The sequence below is a fragment of the Paenibacillus sp. B-A-8 genome (assembly GCF_048572915.1).
Classification (GTDB): domain Bacteria; phylum Bacillota; class Bacilli; order Paenibacillales; family Paenibacillaceae; genus Paenibacillus_AQ.
Genome location: NZ_CP183882.1, coordinates 5814575 through 5829980, shown reverse-complemented (window position 1 = coordinate 5829980; position 15406 = coordinate 5814575). Strand labels below are relative to the sequence as shown.

Genomic DNA, 15406 nt, shown 5'->3' with positions numbered 1-15406 from the left:
AATTACGGATGAAATTCGAAACTATAAGCGGAAAGTATGCGCTAATATTTGACGAGGTGCCGGCGTTTGTATTCGTAAGTGACGGAGAAGAAGCAAAAGCGTTTGAGAAAGGCGTTCAAGTTACGGACGTTGATAGAGTTCTTATTGACGCGAGTCTATCTATCGGAACACGTAGACCGTTTCCGCGCGTAGGGTCTACGCTCATACATTCCCCACAACGAAAAGATGCGGCGGATCTACGTTCGTTATTTAGGGCCGTGGATAACGTATCATCGAAGGTTTTCGAAATCATTAAATGAGGAGGAATAATGGTGGCATTGAAACGATTAGAAGCACACCACCTTATAGCGCTGAACTACCTTGCGTTGCCTAGACGCGGAGGATTAACGATGGAACAGATCGGAGAGACCGCAAGTGTGTCGCGCCAGTCTGTATACGATTGGTTAAAAGATCCGCTATTCGAACGCGAACTCAAGCGGCAGATAGCGCGCAATACTCTCGATCGGATACCGGAAGTAGTGGACGCAATGGCAGACGCAGCTATACGGGACGGTAACGCAGCGGCCGCGAAGCTCTTGCTTAATATGAACGATATGTTAACGGAGCGTGTAGACGTAACGAAGACGGACATAACCGGCTTGGAACGCGATGAATTAGACCGTAAGATTGCGGAGTATAGAGCACGAACTACGGATGTGTAAAGCGTAGGTAACGCATATATTCTAACGCCTATATATGAAGGAACGCGATTGGGTGCGTCTTGACTACGGCTTACAGCGTAGGTAAATACATCGGCTGCGAAGCTTGGACGCGCGCCCTCCGAGAATTTTCGGAATGGCGAAAAGGGCCTGCGTTCAATGCCGACCCTACGCTTCCTATAGCTTAAACCCTTCGAGAGTCTCGTCGATCTCGTCCTGACGGATACCTATGTAGCGCTTCGTTATAGATGGCGCAGAGTGGTTGAATATCTCCTGCAGTGCGGCTACATTCTTATTGCGTTTGTAGTGGTGATAACCGAACGTCTTACGCATTGTGTGCGTTCCGATATCCGTACGGTCGATCATCTCGCCAGCCTTTACGAGCGCTCTATACGCCTGAGTTGGCGTGATATGACCGTTGCCCTTACGAGAAGGGAACAGCCAATCTTCCGGGCTCATACCGCGCGTATACTCGGCGATATCCGGCTGTAGCGCCTTGAGATTGACGTTGCGAACCTTGCCGCTCTTTTGCTCGACGATTCGTACGTGCGTCTTATCTTTGACGTCCGCAACCTTAAGCGTGACTATGTCCGATACGCGAAGGCCTGTATTTATTCCGCAGATAAACATAAATAGATCCCTTTCGCCATTCCACCGGCGGAGTGATTGTTTCATGTCTTCGATTTCCTCGCGTGTTCTAAGCGGCTGGACATCGTATATAGCTTTCTTCTCGCCCATTTTGACACGTCCTTTTCATACATAATAGTACGTTCAATGTACGATTACGTTATCATGAGCCAATCATATCACGTAACCCTAGTAAAATCAACGTTTTGAATGTACGAAAAGATACAAAATCATACATTCGAATGAAAATAAGAGGGCGGACCACCCCCGGCACCCCTCGCAGGCCCTGCGTTTCGTGCCGGACCAATCCGCGTATCAATTTTAACTTTGAACTTTACGTTATAGTCGACGGCTGGATGAACCTCGCAAGCTTACGCATGATTTTACCGTAGAATCAACGTTGAATTAGCGCGTTAGGGGCGCAGGACTACTATTTGCTAGGGTACGATATAACAACGCTAATTTAACGGTAATTGCACGGACATAACGAAGAGGAGGTGATGCGGCTATCGCGTGGATAAATGAACGTTGGATTAAACAAGACGAACGCGCTGAGACGATCGGAAAACTCGACGCACTAATCGGCGCGATGACCGCGAACCTTGATTCGCTGTCATACGAGGAGGAGGCGGATCTCGCGCAATACTTGGATGAGAGCGCCAGGTTAACGAGGATTCATCGTGCGGAGGGCGACCTTCTCTACTTTGCGTTTGAATATTTCTCTGAGACGCGAAATCCCGGTAACGCCGGTAATTGGGACGGATTCGATATCGCAAGTTTGGATGAATCGCCCGATTTCCACCGTGAAATATGCGCGACAATGGACGATGTTTCCATGCGGACGATAAACGCTAAGGTAGTACGTGCGGCGCCGCGATCTCACGCCAAATCATCGTATTTATCGAAGGCTAAACCACTACGCGAGATTGTGTACCGTCATCGTAAATACATTATTAATATTTCGGAGACGCCTACAGTATCAACCGGCAACCTCGAATGGATCGCAGGTCAGCTTAAAAGTAATGAGAAGCTCCGGCGCGATTTCGGTCCGTTATTATCTCCGAAGCAGCAAGCGAATCCAAGAGATAATTCAACGGAGTTTATCGCATGGGAGCCGCAACCTAACGGAATTCCACGCCTGCTAACGAAGATGGAAGCCGCGAGTAGTAACCAAACGTTGCGGGGGCGAAATTGGGAAGGCATACGGCCGGATTTAATAATCTGCGATGACCTGGAAGACGTAAGGACGAACGCGGCCACACCGGAACAGCGCTTGAAGCTGCGCGATTGGTTTTCCCAAACAGTCGTACCGTTAGGCGATCCGGAGGGTAAAAAGACTGCGATTATCTATATGGGAACGGTCGTACACGTTGAGTCATTGTTACGAACCGTAATGAAACGGCCGGACTTCAACGATAAACTGTATAAAGCGCTGATTGAGGAACCGGAACGCGCCGACCTCTGGGATAATTGCCGCTCAATCTATCTGAATACTGACGACGAAGACTCGGTAGTTCATGCTCGGGCCTATTACGAAGCAAATCGCGACGAAATGGATCGCGGAGCCGTCGTATTATGGCCGTCAGTTCAACCGCTATGGACGTTAATGACGTGGAAATGGGCGAATGGATCGAAGGCATTTAATACGGAGTATCAAAATACGCCGATTGACGAAGAATCCGCGATTTTTAATCCGGAAGAATTTCGATACTACGACGAATCAGACCTGTTTGACGAATCCGGACGGCCTAGACCGCTGGAGATGTACGCGTTTTGGGATATCGCGCAAGGAAAAAACAGCCGGTCAGACTATAACGCGATTGTCACGATAGGAAAAGACCGATTAACCGGCGTTATGTATGTACTGGATGCATGGGCGCGCAAATGCCCGGCACACATCGCGTTAGATCAGTCCGTTACCGTAATCGTAGAATATGGTCATAAAGTCTTTGCGATAGAAACTGTCGGTGCTCAACACGATATGTACCGTCAATTACAAGAACGACTATCAAAAGAACGTATCGGGACTACTCGACTAAAGCCCGTCATATCCCGCACTAAAAAAGAAATACGCATAGAGTCATTGGAGCCGCTTATAGAGAGCGGTTTTTTACGTTTCAATAGAGCGCACCGCCTATTGTTCGAGCAAATGGAGCAATTTCCCTCCGGCACACATGACGATTTACCTGACGCATTAGCTGGCGCAGTTGAGGCGGCTGGTGGAACGGGAAGGCGTGGACGGACGTGGCAGCGGAAACCAAAAGGATTATGAGGAGGTTAGGGATTGTTCGAAGTAGGACAAGTTTACCCACCGGTAGATCATGAAGATCGGATAGAACGTTACCGAGAAAATGCCGAGTTGATTAGTTGTAGCAAATACATGATTAGACGGATAGCACAATTATTAGAAACGGAAGAACACCGGTTCATATATACGAATTACGCCGGATTGATCTGTAAGAAGTCCGCGGATTTACTATTCGGAGAATCTCCGATATACAGCGCAGGCGAGGACAGTTCTACAGAGCAAAAAGCCCTTGAACGTATCGTTAAGGAAAACGCGCTAGGCACTGTCAATTACGAAATGGCCTATGGTAACGCCTATCGAGGCGACTCGTTCTATAAAGTGAAGTGGGCGCAAGAATATCGCGGAGCCCTATCCGAGACACTTGACCCATATCGCGCCGTAATCGAAGCGCAAAACGCAGCGTATGTGTTTCCGGAGACTATCCCAGGTAACGAGAAGAAAATCGCAGCTTATCACATCGCGGTTCCGGTAAAGGTGACGGAAGGGAATTCCGTAAAATGGGAACTTTTCGTTGAGACGCATAGGCCTGGCGAACTAACCACGGCTAAATACGCAATGACTGCGCAGTCAACTAAAGACGGCGAGGTCATTTCGTGGAATATAACCGAGGAAATAGAAGCGCCGAGCGCTCCAATTGAGACAGGCGTACCCTTGCCGCTAGTGGTCCACGTTCCTAACTTTGCGCTTGATACGTCGTGGCACGGAGTCGATGACATTACGGAGAATAGGGCGCTTCTACGCGAAATTAATCACCGCCTTACGCAGATATCCAACATCTTAGACAAACACGCTGACCCAATCCTAGCGGTTCCAACGGGTGTATTAGAAGACGGTCCGGACGGTGTACCACAACAAAAGGCCGCTTACGCTAAAGTATTTGAGATCGTAGGGAAAGACGACGTTATACCGCAGTACGTTACCTGGGACGGGCAACTTGAGTCCGCGTTTAAAGAGCTAGACAAGCTTATTGATGCACTGTTAACCGTTTCCGAGCTCCCTCCGGTGGCCCTCGGCAAAGAGAACGCCGGAACAAGCGGAGCAACAGGGCTCGCTGTTAAGTACCGGATGGGTCCGTTGCTTTCAAAGACGACGCGTAAACGTCAGTATTTCGATAAGGCGCTGGTAGAGGTGCTATTCATCGCGCAATTATTGGAACACGCGCAGTCCCGCGAAGAACTCGGCTACACTCCTACGAAACCGCACATTATTTTCAAAGATGGCCTGCCTACGGACGCCCGCGAAATGGCGGAAATAGCGCAAATTCGTACGGGGGGCAAGGCTACGATGGCAGTATCTGATGCTATTAAACTGCTGGACGGAGGCAATGACGAGCAGGCGGCGCAAGCAATCGCGAGGATAGATGGCGACGAATCGCGAACGGGTGGGACGGTAGACTCTTCGTTGTTTAATGACCTCGACGAGAGCGCTGCGTAATGATCATACCGGACCCGATTTACGATTACGACGTCGCCAAACTCGTCCGAGCGCTCAAAACCGCAATACTCGATATAACCGGAGAGCTCTCCCGTCTCGACCTTGCCGGCCTTTCCCTCGCTAATTCAAAGTTTGCACTCGCGGAAGTTTCAAAGATACTTAGCGGACTCAACGCGGAGTCTGAGGCGTGGGTAAATAAATACGTTCCTAAAGCGGCGACCGACGGAGTAATCCGCGCGATCGTCGATTTAGGCGTTGTATCAACGGTAGAAGAGGCGGAAAAGATCGCGAAGTTTAGCCGTATCAACCGCGAAATGGTTGCGGCGGCCGTAGCGGATACACAGGCTGACGTACTGGCCGTTACGCAGAATATTGAGCGTAGGGTTCGGATTGCAGTACGCCAGGCTACCGCAGATTCCTTGCGCGGAAATATGGCGAAGGGAGTTAACGGAAGCCGTACGATTAGTCGCGATATTCTTAGCGGAATGAAGAAAACGCTAGGCGATTCCGTGAATACCGGAATAATTGATGCGGCCGGAAGGCGCTGGGATCCAAAAGTTTATACCGATATGTTGGCGCGAACTAAGTTATCGCAAGTACACCGGGAAGCTTCGACGAACGAAGCAATAGGCCGCGGCGCTTACTACGCGGTTGTTTCGCGTCATGGTGCGACAGATGCCTGCCGCAGTTGGGAAGGCCGCATAGTCAAGCTTATTCCGGACGCTCCGGGCGAATTTCCGTATGTTGGCGACATCCCGAAACGTGAGCTTTTTCACCCGTCATGCCGCCACGTTTTATCACCAATACGCGATCCGAAGTTATTGGAGCAATGACTCCGCGTCCGAACGCAAACGACGCCATAAACTTCGCGGAAACTATGCGCTACGCGGCGCTTAAACGCGGGAGGACTAACGATGCAAAACGAAATTAAACGTTCACGATATCCGCTTAATCTTCAATTATTCGCGGAAGGCGATTCCGAAACGGACAAGACGTTCACGCAGGCGGATCTAGACCGCATTGTTGCCGATCGTCTTGCGAGAGACCGTAAAGGACGCGAAGATTACGACGATATCAAAACAAAGTTGACCGCGCTGGAACAAGCGGAGGCGGATCGTGAGGCCGCAAAGTTAAGCGATACGGAGCGATTAGAGGCGGAGAAGGCGGCCGCGCTCGCTGCAGCGGAGTCCGCAAAGGCTGAGCGGGATAGGGCGCTCACTACAGCGAATCAACGTCTGATTAACGCGGAGTTTAAGTCACTGGCGCGTGAGGCTAACGTACCTGCTGACCGGTTAGCCGCGGCATTGAAACTGGCGGATTTAAGCGCGGTTACGGTGGATGACGAAGGGAACGCGGTTGGCGTTAAGGAAGCGGTCGAGGCGCTTATCGCGGCAGAACCGTATTTAGCGAACACGGCTGGCGGTGGGAATCGTCAAATTGGTGGGGATACAAACGGCGGCAGTCGTAAGCCTGGAACTGATGGACTCAGTACGCGAGAGAAGCTTTCGGCAGGATACGCAAGTAAATAAATAAGCAGAAGGGTCCCTAGTGGGCTCTTTTTTATTACAAAAAAACATTACTAGGGGGATTTATAAATGGCTTTGACACTATTGGAATCTGCGAAACTTTCGCAAAACACGCTTCAACAAGGGGTAATTGAGACATTTGTACAGAATGCGCCAGTGCTTCAACTTATGCCGTTCATGGACATTCAAGGTAACGCCTACACCTATAACCGCGAGGCTACACTACCGGGAGTTGCGTTTCGTGGTGTTAACGAAGCTTACACAGAATCGACCGGTACAGTTAATCCGGTTACTGAAAGTTTGGTAATCCTGGGCGGAGACGCAGACGTGGATCGATTCATCCAACAAACACGCTCCAATATCAATGATCAACGCGCTATTCAAACGGCGCTAAAAACCAAGGCAGCGGCTTTTAAGTTTCAAGATACTTTTTTCAACGGAGATACCGCAGTAGATTCCAAATCCTTCGACGGTTTGAAGAAACGCCTTACTGGTAGTCAGTTGATTACTGCAGCTACAAACGGTTTGGATTTAAGCGATGCAGCTAATGCAACAATGTTCCTCGAAGCTCTGGACGCTTTGATTTACCAGACTCGCGGTAGAGCGGACGCGCTGTTCATGGACTCCAAGACAATGATTAAGGTTAATTCCATTGCGCGTAAACTTGGATACTTCACGCAAAGCGAGGACGCGTTCGGTAAACCTGTAGTTACTTATAACGGGGTGCCTATGTTCGATGCAGGTGATAATGCTAGCGGAAGCAAGGTAATCGGACACGCTGAAACAGCCGGGACAGCAACAAACACAACTTCGATCTATGCCGTTAAATTCGGTGCTGACGAGTATGTGTCCGGTTTGACTAACGGCGGAGTAATGGTTGAGGACCTTGGTCTTTTGCAAGAAAAGCCAGCTTACCGTACTCGTATCGAGTTTTACACTGGATTGGCGCTGTTTGACGGTAAATCCGCCGCACGTTTGTCCGGCATCATTGCCTAATTAACCGGGGAGGTGCGCAGATGTACGTAATCAAAACGCCTAACCCGAACTATGACGGGACGACACACGGCGTCAAGTTTAGCAACGGTGCGGCTGTAGTTGAGGACGAGGGTCTGCGCAAGATTCTCGTTCACGACTATGGATACACGTTGGAGGAAGACGAAAGCAAGCCGGAGGAGCTGCAAGTTAGCGTCGTAAAAGCGCCAAAACCGCGCAAGACTGCCGCAAAATCCTCCGGTAAATAAACGGAGGTGTGCGCATGTCAACGACAGTAATCGCAGCAGATACTTATATTAGCGCGAACGTAATTGATACCGAAGGATGGGTGGACTCAGACGCAGCCAAAAGACAACGAATGTTAAACGTGGCTGAGCGTACTTTAATTCGCTACTACTCGAAGTATACGATTCCGGACGAAGCTGTGTACGAATTTGCTGCGGCACTGGCTACGGTTTATAGCGACGTAATGGTTGCAGGACAGCGAGGAGTTCAATCGACCTCTTTGAGCGGAGTTACTTCAACGAGTTTCCGAGAGGGATCGCGTGAATTAGTAAGTATGATTCCGCAATCTTGCCGGGATCTAATAGGGGACGCGAACGGGGTTAGGATACCGGCGCGTCGAGTCGGGAGGCTGATACCTTAATGGCGGTTATCCCACTTAAGCAAGACGTAGTTATTACGCCGTTTACCGGATATGATCCGGATTATAACGAGCCGTCATACGGCGTCCCTTATACGCAGAAATGCCGCTTTAGCGAAGCGGTCAAACTCGTACGCAATCAACACGGCGCGGAAGTCGTAAGCGTCGGCACGTTTTACTTTGATAAACTCGCGGACATATCGCTCGACGACCGCCTCACGTACACCAACGAACTATTAGCGGAGACAACGTACACGCCACTCGCAATCAGCGTTAAACGGGCGCTCAACGGTAAGCCGCTAATAACGGAGGTGGGTGTATAGTGGCGCTATTAACAGTCGCAGATATTAACGCAACCATCCGCTTAATCGTTCCGGGATTTACCGTAGTCGGCAACGATTTTACAACGGCGAATCCGGATGATTGCGCATATACGCGGATAACAGGCGGACCGCCTCCGAGCGAATGGTCATCCGTTGCGTATCCGTCATTTCAAGTCGTGATTCGCGCGAAGTCGATGGCGACCGCGGAAGCGAAGGCAAACGCAATATTCGAAGCGTTACATGGTAGAGCGGAATTTATAATCGGAACTACGCGCGTCGTTAAGTGCCTAGCGGATCAGTCGGCGCCTTGGTATCTCGGACCTGACGCGAATAACCGAGCGCTATATTCCGTTAATTTTACGCTAACAACATCGCTATAAACGCAGGGCTGTCCGTTATCGGGCGGCTCTTTTTGTTGTGCTACGCAGTACACAAATATAAATATAAGGGGACATGTGAGAATGTCACAAAACTTTAGCAAGATCGAGGTAGGCCCGGCGATAGTCGAATACGGCACAGGACTAACGGCGGTCAAATTCGAAACGACCATCGGCGGCGTCGTCTTCACAACGGAGACTACTTATCGCGAACAGAAGACGGACCAAACCGGTGAGACCATCGTCGGTAAGCGTGTAACCGGTCGTAATGTAAGCGTGACGGTACCGTTCGGCGAGTATGATCTGCCAACTATTCCGAAGATTATGGCGGGCGCGGAAGTTGTAACAGGCGCAGGTGGTTCGAAGGTTGTTGTTAAGACTGGCGTAGGCCTTAACTTGATTGACACCGCAAAGCAAGCCGTCATTAAGCCATTGGCGAAACTGACTGATCCGGACTTTTGGATTACGATTCCGCTGGCGTACAGCGAGACGGATTTATCTTATTCGTTCAACAACGAAAATGAGCGCATCACAAACGTAACACTCCGGTCAACTCCGGATGAAGACGGAGTTATTGCGATTCTCGGTGACGAAACAATCACTGCAACACCGTAAATATCACGTTGAAAGGGGCGCTTAATTGCGCCTCTATTTCTTTATAAGGAGCGAATATAATGCAGATTTTTAAGCGTTCAGATAAAGCGGAAACTACCGCGCCAGAAATCGTAATTGACCCCAACGTAATCCAGCTCGGAGACAGAACGGTAAAGGTGCGGAAGGTTCCGGTCGGACAATGGCGCGAACTATTTGCCGCTGTTAATATGCTGCCGGAATTGATTATGGGCGTTATGTCAGCGCCAGCCGAAAACCGCGCAGCATACTTATTCGCGTTCATCGAGCACGCGCTAAATGACGTCGTTCAAGTAGTCAGCGTATTGACCGGATTTGAACCAGAGTGGATCGAGGCAAACGTAGCGCCCGACGAATTGATGGCGTATTTTACCGCCGTTGCGCGCGTTAACAACTTCGGTGGTCTCCTAAAAAACGTGCAAGGCGCTCTGCAACTAGCGAACCTACAAACGGGAGTAGCGGAAGCGAGCGCCGAGTAACGATAGATGAGTTTTTCATAGACGCAGCCGTCCGCCTCGGTAAAACGCAGGTCGAGTTCGAGCGCGGTTATTACGTTATGGATTTACTCGACGTGTTGGATGCGGACAAGCGACGTAAGGCTGGCGAAACACTTGACGCGCTAAACGTTAACGTCATGTCGCACACGACTAACGTAGAGGATTACCGCAAGTTTACGACGGGATTACAGCGGCAAGCTGGATTCGCGACGCAGAGTAAGCCGAAGTTTGATGAGGCCGGATTTAGACTACTGAAAGACCAGATGAGCGCGGGGAGGGTGTGACGGACGGATGGATTTCGAATTTAGAGTAGATGAACTGCACCGATTTTTAGAAGCGAAACGTGGCGCCATGGTTGAGGCAGCCGTCTCCGGACTCCACGATGCAACGGACCGCCTCCTCGCAGACTCACGTGATATGGCGCCATTGGATACCGGGACTTTACGAATGACAGCGGGCAAAGAAGTAACGGTTAAGGGCGCACAAGCTTACGGAGAGGTGTTTTACTCTGCTACGGAAGAAGGATCGAGCGGCGTCCGATTTAACTACGCATTGCGCGTTCACGAGATGGGACCGTATAAGAATCCGACGACTCCCGGCACGCGACCTAAGTTTCTATCTCAGCCGCTCAAAACTAACAAACGCTTATATACGCAGTTTATAAATGACGCTGTTAGGAGGGCGATGGGATGAGCGAAGGTGCTGGCGGTGCTACTAACGTAGGTGAAATACGCGCACGGATTACGCTAGAAATGGCGGAGTTTAGGCGTCAGATGGACGAAGCGCGTCGTAGGATAACAGGGCTTGAGGAAGAAGCTCGCCGAGGTGCGGACGGTATGAAAAAATTAGGCTCCGCGATGGCGGCGCTCGGTGCTGGCGCAGCTTTGACGAAACTTGTACGTGAGATGCAATCGGTCGTCGCGGAGAGCACGAAATTGTATAACGCGTTCCAGGGACTTAACGCCGTTGCGAAAGGCTTCGGCATCCAAACGGGAGACGCACAGCAAGCCGCGCAGGATTTAGCCAAGCGCGGTTTTTTAACGCTTACTGAATCGGTGCTAGCGTTTAAGACTGCGATGTCTACCGGACTTGATCTCGGAGAGTCTACGAAGCTTATTAACTCGCTCGCAGACTCAGCCGCATATAACCGCCAATCCTTCTACACGATGGGCGGCGCTATCCAAGCGTCCCTCGACGGTATCAAGAACGGTAACTCCGTACTATCTGATGCGGTCGGCGTAACGAAGAATCTATCCGTTATGCAAAAGGAATACGCGGAATCAATCGGAACAACAGCGGGCAGATTGACGGACGCTGAAAAGATCCAAGCGGCGTATTACGGGTTTATGCGTGAAGGTGCGATATTTACCGGAAATGCGGACGAAGCAATGCAGGGATTTACCGGTACGCAGAACCGTTTCGCGCAAGCGACGAATGAAGCGCGCGTCGCACTCGGAGAGTCGTTTACGCCGGTCGTACAGAAGACGCTTGAGGCTTTGACTCCTGTAATAATCGGACTTGCGGATTTTGTGTCGGAGAACAAAGCACTCGTATCTGGGCTAGCTACCGCAACGGGTGGCGTACTCGGATTTATCGTCGTATTGACGGGGCTGGCAACTGTCATGAAGACAATACCTATAGCAATCGAGGCTATCGCTGCGGCGTCTAAATTGTTAGGCATCTCGTCCGGACCAATCGGAATTGCAATCGTAGCTATCGCGGCTTTGGCCGGCGGAATTGGCGCACTCGTTGCTAAGCGCGGGGAAGACGCAAGAGCTACGCAGGACATGCTTAAGGCGCAGAAGGAACTTAACACGCTACTCGATAAAGCGCCAGTCGATCAATCGGCCGCGGATATCGAAACGCTAACAGCCAAAACGAAGGATCTTACGGAGGCCCTCAACGAACGCGCATCTATGGAAAAGCGGCTTAACGAAATACAAGCGGCGGGCGAACAAGGGTTAGGAAATCCGGCGATGATGTCGGAAGCGATGGACATTAACGAAGCGCTCGGTGAGATGGACGATAAGCTGCGCAATATGGGATTCGACGGTGTTGAGGCCGCAACGTCTAAACTCGAAGAGATGAACAAAGCGCTCAAGTATTCGATAGACTCGATATCCGCGCAGGATAAAGCGGAGTATTCCGCGCTCGCAACGAAGAAGGCAACGCTTGTACAAATGAGCGCATTGGCGACGCAGTTTAAGGAGTTATCCGGTTCTCAAACGCTGGACGCTACGCAAAAAGGACGCCTCGTTGATATAACGGAAAAGTTGATCGAACAGTATCCGGAGTTAAACGCGCACCAAGGCGAAGATGGCCGTATTCGTGCGGATAATATCGACGTGATTATCGACCAAATCGCCGCAGATAAGAAATTTACGGATCTCGCCGCCGATCAAGCTGCGCAACGTATTCGAAACTTCGCGAAGGAAAATAAGGCGCAAGAGGAATCGGTTAAGACGCAGATTAAGAACTATACGCTGCTGATCGAAGCTATGGCGAAAGTATCCGGAGCAAAGGCGGAGACATTTGCGGAGTCTGTAGCGCAAGGCGAATCGCGAATGAACGGTAAGACGCCGAACGTTATGGATATCGTAAACAACGACTACCTGACGAATAAAGTTTCGGAGGATGCGAAGAAGGGGCGGGACTTAGCTCTCGCACAACAGCAGAAGTATTCGGACGCAGCACGCGAGATGGAAAAGTTAGCGGCGGAAGTTGAATCCGGAGCGCAGGCGTTTACTAAGGATATTATTCCAGAGGACGCGCCGAAAGCTAAGAAGGAGAAGACCGGTAAAACAGCCGCCGAACTCGCCGCCGAAGCGCGTAAAGCAGCGTATGATGCCGATATGAAAACCGTCCAGTTTCAAGCGGACTTTTACGATATGACGGCTGATGCGCAGATTAAGAAATACGAAGAATTGCGCAAGAAGCACGCTACCTTTTTAAAGGAATCCGTAGATGATGCGCGCACACTAGCGCTACAGCTTAAGCGGCTCGGCGAAGACAGCGCCCAATCACGCTATGACTTTTCGGTTACGTGGATTGATGCGGAGTCGAAACGGATGGAAGACAGCGGTAAGTCGGAGCTAAAGATAGCGGAAATGAAACTCGCAAGCTGGACGCGATTACGTAATCGTTACGCCAAGGACAGCGCAGAGTATATTGCCGCCGACGATCAAGTCCGCCAATCGCGCAAGAACGTAGCCACCGCAACCGAAGCGGAGGCGCGCGCGCAGTACAACGCATCGTCGAAGTGGATTAGCGCAGAGGAACGCCGCATGTCTGACGCGGGTAAATCGGAGACAGAGATCGCGCAAATGAAGATCGACGCGTGGACTCGCGTACGGGATCGCTACGCCAAGGATTCGGAGTATTACGCGCAGGCGGACGAACAACTCTATAACCTCCGCAAGTCACTAACGAAGCTGACGCAGGATCTCGCGACCGATCTCGTTAAGACGCAGAAAGCCGCAATTAAGGACGCGAAGGATGCGGAGATTAAAGCGATTGAAGAGCGTAAGCAAGCGGCACTCGACGATTATGACGCGCGGATTGACGCTATTCAGCGCTTACGTGACGCCAACAAAGAGCTTAATGTTGACGCCGATTACGCGACGCAATTAGCGGAGAAGCAATCGCGCTTAGCGGAGTTATCGAGCGCAGTCGGTCCGGAAGGAATAGCGGAACGTGACGCGCTGCTTAAAGAGATCGCGCGCATGCAACTCGAACACGACCGCGAATTAACTGACCGTACGCTCGCGGATCAGCAAGATGCGCTTAAGGACGAAAAGGATGCGCAGACGAAAGCGTACGAAGCGGAGAAGACCGCAGCCGAAGCGCAATACAGCGTATTAACGGCGGCATTTGATGCGTACTCAGGCGACATCAAATCGATAGAGGACGGAATCGCGGCGTATCGTGTTAGCGCAAGTGGTTCCGCGAATACTGCGATCCTTACGGAGCTTGACGGCTTTCTTACGCAATATCGCGCGAAGATGGCGTCAATAACGCAGATCAATGCGGAGTCGAAGAAGGCAGCAGATTTGGCGCGCTACAACTCGAATAAGGACGCATATGACGTGGCGAAGAAGTCCGGTAATACAACGGAGATGTCGCGTTTGCAAACGGAGAATCAAGCGATTCGCGATCTGTACGGAATAGGCGTAGATACCGGTAAACTGCAGGCGTTTAAGGTCGGGGGCATCGTCCAAGGCGCGGTAGGTGAGGCGGTTCCTGCGATAGTACACGGAGGCGAAATGGTGTTGACCGCCGCAATGCAAGCTACGTTATGGGACGCCGTATCAAATCCGCGGATGGTTGCGCAATCTCCGGCAGCCCCGACTTATATTACGAATAACATTGATATGGGGGCGGAGAATGTGACGCTGACAGATAAGGCAGATATCGGTATGTATTATGATGAAAAAGCGCGCGCAGTCAGCCGATTAGCATCGATGGGCATTAAGAGCGATTAAGCGAAAAGGGGAGTCCGGCTATTGTGCGGGCTCCTTTTTATGTGGGTGTTTAATGTCTCACGAGTAGAGAGAAGGGAGATGTGCATTATCGGAGAAAAGACTTGTAGCGCCTGTGGTAAGGAGAAGGCATTGACGGAGTTTAGCCCAGATAAGCGTGCCCGCGATGGGAAACAGTCTGCGTGTAGGCTATGTGGAAACTTCCGTAAGCGTAAGCGTCTTGAAGCGCGCAACCCTGGAGCGAGAAAATCAATGCGTTGGACCACAGAAGCGTTTGCGGAAGCTGTAAATGTCCGAACAAATGGGGAATACACACTCATTAGCGATTACCTTGGCGCTTTGATACACGTAAGTATCCTCCATACTTGTTGTAACAACACCTACTCAGTAGCACCAAACAACTTTCTAAACGGAACACGTTGCCCTCACTGCGCTACTGAAATTAAACGGAAAACCTCTGCGCAATTTAAAGAGGAAGTGGCCTTGCTTGTGGGTGACGAATATAGCGTTGTTGGAGAATACACGAGTGCCAGGGCATATATAGACATGCGCCATAACATTTGTGGTGGTTCATACCTTGTGTACCCTAACAACTTTCTTTCTGGCAAACGCTGCCCACACTGCGTTGAGTCTCACGGAGAAACCACTGTTCGAAGGTACTTAATTGAGCATAAATATGCCTTTACCCCGCAGTATAGATTCAATGACTGCCGAAACGACCGACCACTGCCGTTCGATTTTGCTGTTCACTTTCCCAGCCTCGACGTTCTTATTGAGTACGACGGTGTGCAGCATTTTCAGCCAGTATCCTTCGGTCGCGGTGATGGTGATATGCTTCTCGAGTATAAGAGTATTCAACGCAGAGACCGCAT

At 50.7% G+C, this 15406-nt stretch carries 17 protein-coding genes; 15 read left to right on the top strand and 2 right to left on the bottom strand.

From position 1 onward, the window contains the following. The first annotated feature begins 8 nt into the window (after window positions 1-8). Both ACN6MV_RS26235 and ACN6MV_RS26230 read left to right on the top strand, forming a co-directional pair. Entirely contained in the window at window positions 9-299 is a 291-nt protein-coding gene (locus ACN6MV_RS26235; protein ID WP_419885190.1) for a hypothetical protein, read from the top strand. Between the two features lie 9 nt (window positions 300-308). After that, complete coding sequence (locus ACN6MV_RS26230) at window positions 309-701, top strand: hypothetical protein (RefSeq protein WP_419885189.1); 393 nt, start codon at window positions 309-311, stop codon at window positions 699-701. A 174-nt stretch (window positions 702-875) separates the two neighbouring features. Here the strand turns inward: ACN6MV_RS26230 and ACN6MV_RS26225 are convergent, their stop codons facing one another. Continuing rightward, window positions 876-1436 (bottom strand): tyrosine-type recombinase/integrase, encoded by a 561-nt coding sequence (locus tag ACN6MV_RS26225; protein WP_419885188.1) that lies wholly within the window; start codon window positions 1434-1436, stop codon window positions 876-878. 535 nt (window positions 1437-1971) lie between these two features. On the opposite strand from ACN6MV_RS26225, the gene terL reads away from it, so the two are divergent. The 13 genes from terL (at window position 1972) to ACN6MV_RS26160 (ending at window position 14537) form a co-directional block, all read left to right on the top strand. Then, a complete protein-coding gene (gene terL, locus ACN6MV_RS26220; protein ID WP_419885187.1) occupies window positions 1972-3597 on the top strand; it encodes a phage terminase large subunit in 1626 nt (541 codons plus the stop codon). Between the two features lie 12 nt (window positions 3598-3609). Further along, window positions 3610-5067, top strand: a complete 1458-nt coding sequence (locus ACN6MV_RS26215; RefSeq protein ID WP_419885186.1) for a phage portal protein — start codon at window positions 3610-3612, stop codon at window positions 5065-5067. Beyond that, a complete protein-coding gene (locus ACN6MV_RS26210) occupies window positions 5067-5900 on the top strand; it encodes a phage minor capsid protein (protein ID WP_419885185.1) in 834 nt (277 codons plus the stop codon). Before ACN6MV_RS26215 ends, ACN6MV_RS26210 begins: the two co-directional genes overlap by 1 nt. Before the next feature lie 81 nt (window positions 5901-5981). Then, window positions 5982-6596 (top strand): scaffolding protein, encoded by a 615-nt coding sequence (locus tag ACN6MV_RS26205; RefSeq protein WP_419885184.1) that lies wholly within the window; start codon window positions 5982-5984, stop codon window positions 6594-6596. A 66-nt stretch (window positions 6597-6662) separates the two neighbouring features. After that, a complete protein-coding gene (locus ACN6MV_RS26200) occupies window positions 6663-7589 on the top strand; it encodes a major capsid protein (protein ID WP_341138434.1) in 927 nt (308 codons plus the stop codon). Window positions 7590-7609: 20 nt separating this feature from the next. After that, window positions 7610-7834, top strand: coding sequence for a hypothetical protein (locus ACN6MV_RS26195; protein WP_076179837.1), 225 nt, complete (start codon window positions 7610-7612; stop codon window positions 7832-7834). Window positions 7835-7848: 14 nt separating this feature from the next. Next, on the top strand, window positions 7849-8232 hold the full coding sequence (locus tag ACN6MV_RS26190; protein ID WP_419885183.1) for a hypothetical protein: 384 nt from the start codon (window positions 7849-7851) through the stop codon (window positions 8230-8232). Further along, window positions 8232-8552, top strand: a complete 321-nt coding sequence (locus ACN6MV_RS26185) for a hypothetical protein (protein WP_419885182.1) — start codon at window positions 8232-8234, stop codon at window positions 8550-8552. The genes ACN6MV_RS26190 and ACN6MV_RS26185 overlap by 1 nt, the downstream gene beginning before the upstream one ends. After that, window positions 8552-8932: a minor capsid protein gene (locus tag ACN6MV_RS26180; RefSeq protein WP_419885181.1), complete on the top strand. Its 381-nt coding sequence runs from the start codon at window positions 8552-8554 to the stop codon at window positions 8930-8932. The genes ACN6MV_RS26185 and ACN6MV_RS26180 overlap by 1 nt, the downstream gene beginning before the upstream one ends. A gap of 81 nt (window positions 8933-9013) precedes the next feature. Further along, entirely contained in the window at window positions 9014-9544 is a 531-nt protein-coding gene (locus ACN6MV_RS26175) for a hypothetical protein (RefSeq protein WP_076141597.1), read from the top strand. A 59-nt stretch (window positions 9545-9603) separates the two neighbouring features. After that, the gene (locus ACN6MV_RS26170) at window positions 9604-10038 is read left to right on the top strand and encodes a hypothetical protein (protein WP_419885180.1); all 435 of its coding nucleotides are present in this window, start codon (window positions 9604-9606) and stop codon (window positions 10036-10038) included. Window positions 10039-10347: 309 nt separating this feature from the next. Continuing rightward, entirely contained in the window at window positions 10348-10749 is a 402-nt protein-coding gene (locus ACN6MV_RS26165) for an HK97 gp10 family phage protein (protein WP_419885179.1), read from the top strand. Continuing rightward, window positions 10746-14537 carry a hypothetical protein gene (locus ACN6MV_RS26160; RefSeq protein WP_419885178.1) on the top strand — a complete coding sequence of 1264 codons (3792 nt, stop codon included), beginning with the start codon at window positions 10746-10748 and terminating at the stop codon, window positions 14535-14537. The genes ACN6MV_RS26165 and ACN6MV_RS26160 overlap by 4 nt, the downstream gene beginning before the upstream one ends. 657 nt (window positions 14538-15194) lie before the next feature. On the opposite strand, the gene ACN6MV_RS26155 is transcribed toward ACN6MV_RS26160, so the two are convergent. Next, complete coding sequence (locus ACN6MV_RS26155; protein ID WP_419884829.1) at window positions 15195-15392, bottom strand: hypothetical protein; 198 nt, start codon at window positions 15390-15392, stop codon at window positions 15195-15197. Window positions 15393-15406 lie beyond the last annotated feature (14 nt).

Excerpts from the sequence above, each read along its gene's own strand:
- ACN6MV_RS26235 (WP_419885190.1), top strand. The coding sequence starts at position 9 with ATGAAATTCGAAACTATAAGCGGAAAGTATGCGCTAATATTTGACGAG.
- ACN6MV_RS26230 (WP_419885189.1), top strand. The coding sequence starts at position 309 with ATGGTGGCATTGAAACGATTAGAAGCACACCACCTTATAGCGCTGAAC.
- ACN6MV_RS26225 (WP_419885188.1), bottom strand. The coding sequence starts at position 1,436 with ATGGGCGAGAAGAAAGCTATATACGATGTCCAGCCGCTTAGAACACGC.
- ACN6MV_RS26210 (WP_419885185.1), top strand. The coding sequence starts at position 5,067 with ATGATCATACCGGACCCGATTTACGATTACGACGTCGCCAAACTCGTC.
- ACN6MV_RS26205 (WP_419885184.1), top strand. The coding sequence starts at position 5,982 with ATGCAAAACGAAATTAAACGTTCACGATATCCGCTTAATCTTCAATTA.
- ACN6MV_RS26200 (WP_341138434.1), top strand. The coding sequence starts at position 6,663 with ATGGCTTTGACACTATTGGAATCTGCGAAACTTTCGCAAAACACGCTT.
- ACN6MV_RS26195 (WP_076179837.1), top strand. The coding sequence starts at position 7,610 with ATGTACGTAATCAAAACGCCTAACCCGAACTATGACGGGACGACACAC.
- ACN6MV_RS26190 (WP_419885183.1), top strand. The coding sequence starts at position 7,849 with ATGTCAACGACAGTAATCGCAGCAGATACTTATATTAGCGCGAACGTA.
- ACN6MV_RS26185 (WP_419885182.1), top strand. The coding sequence starts at position 8,232 with ATGGCGGTTATCCCACTTAAGCAAGACGTAGTTATTACGCCGTTTACC.
- ACN6MV_RS26175 (WP_076141597.1), top strand. The coding sequence starts at position 9,014 with ATGTCACAAAACTTTAGCAAGATCGAGGTAGGCCCGGCGATAGTCGAA.
- ACN6MV_RS26170 (WP_419885180.1), top strand. The coding sequence starts at position 9,604 with ATGCAGATTTTTAAGCGTTCAGATAAAGCGGAAACTACCGCGCCAGAA.
- ACN6MV_RS26165 (WP_419885179.1), top strand. The coding sequence starts at position 10,348 with ATGGATTTCGAATTTAGAGTAGATGAACTGCACCGATTTTTAGAAGCG.
- ACN6MV_RS26160 (WP_419885178.1), top strand. The coding sequence starts at position 10,746 with ATGAGCGAAGGTGCTGGCGGTGCTACTAACGTAGGTGAAATACGCGCA.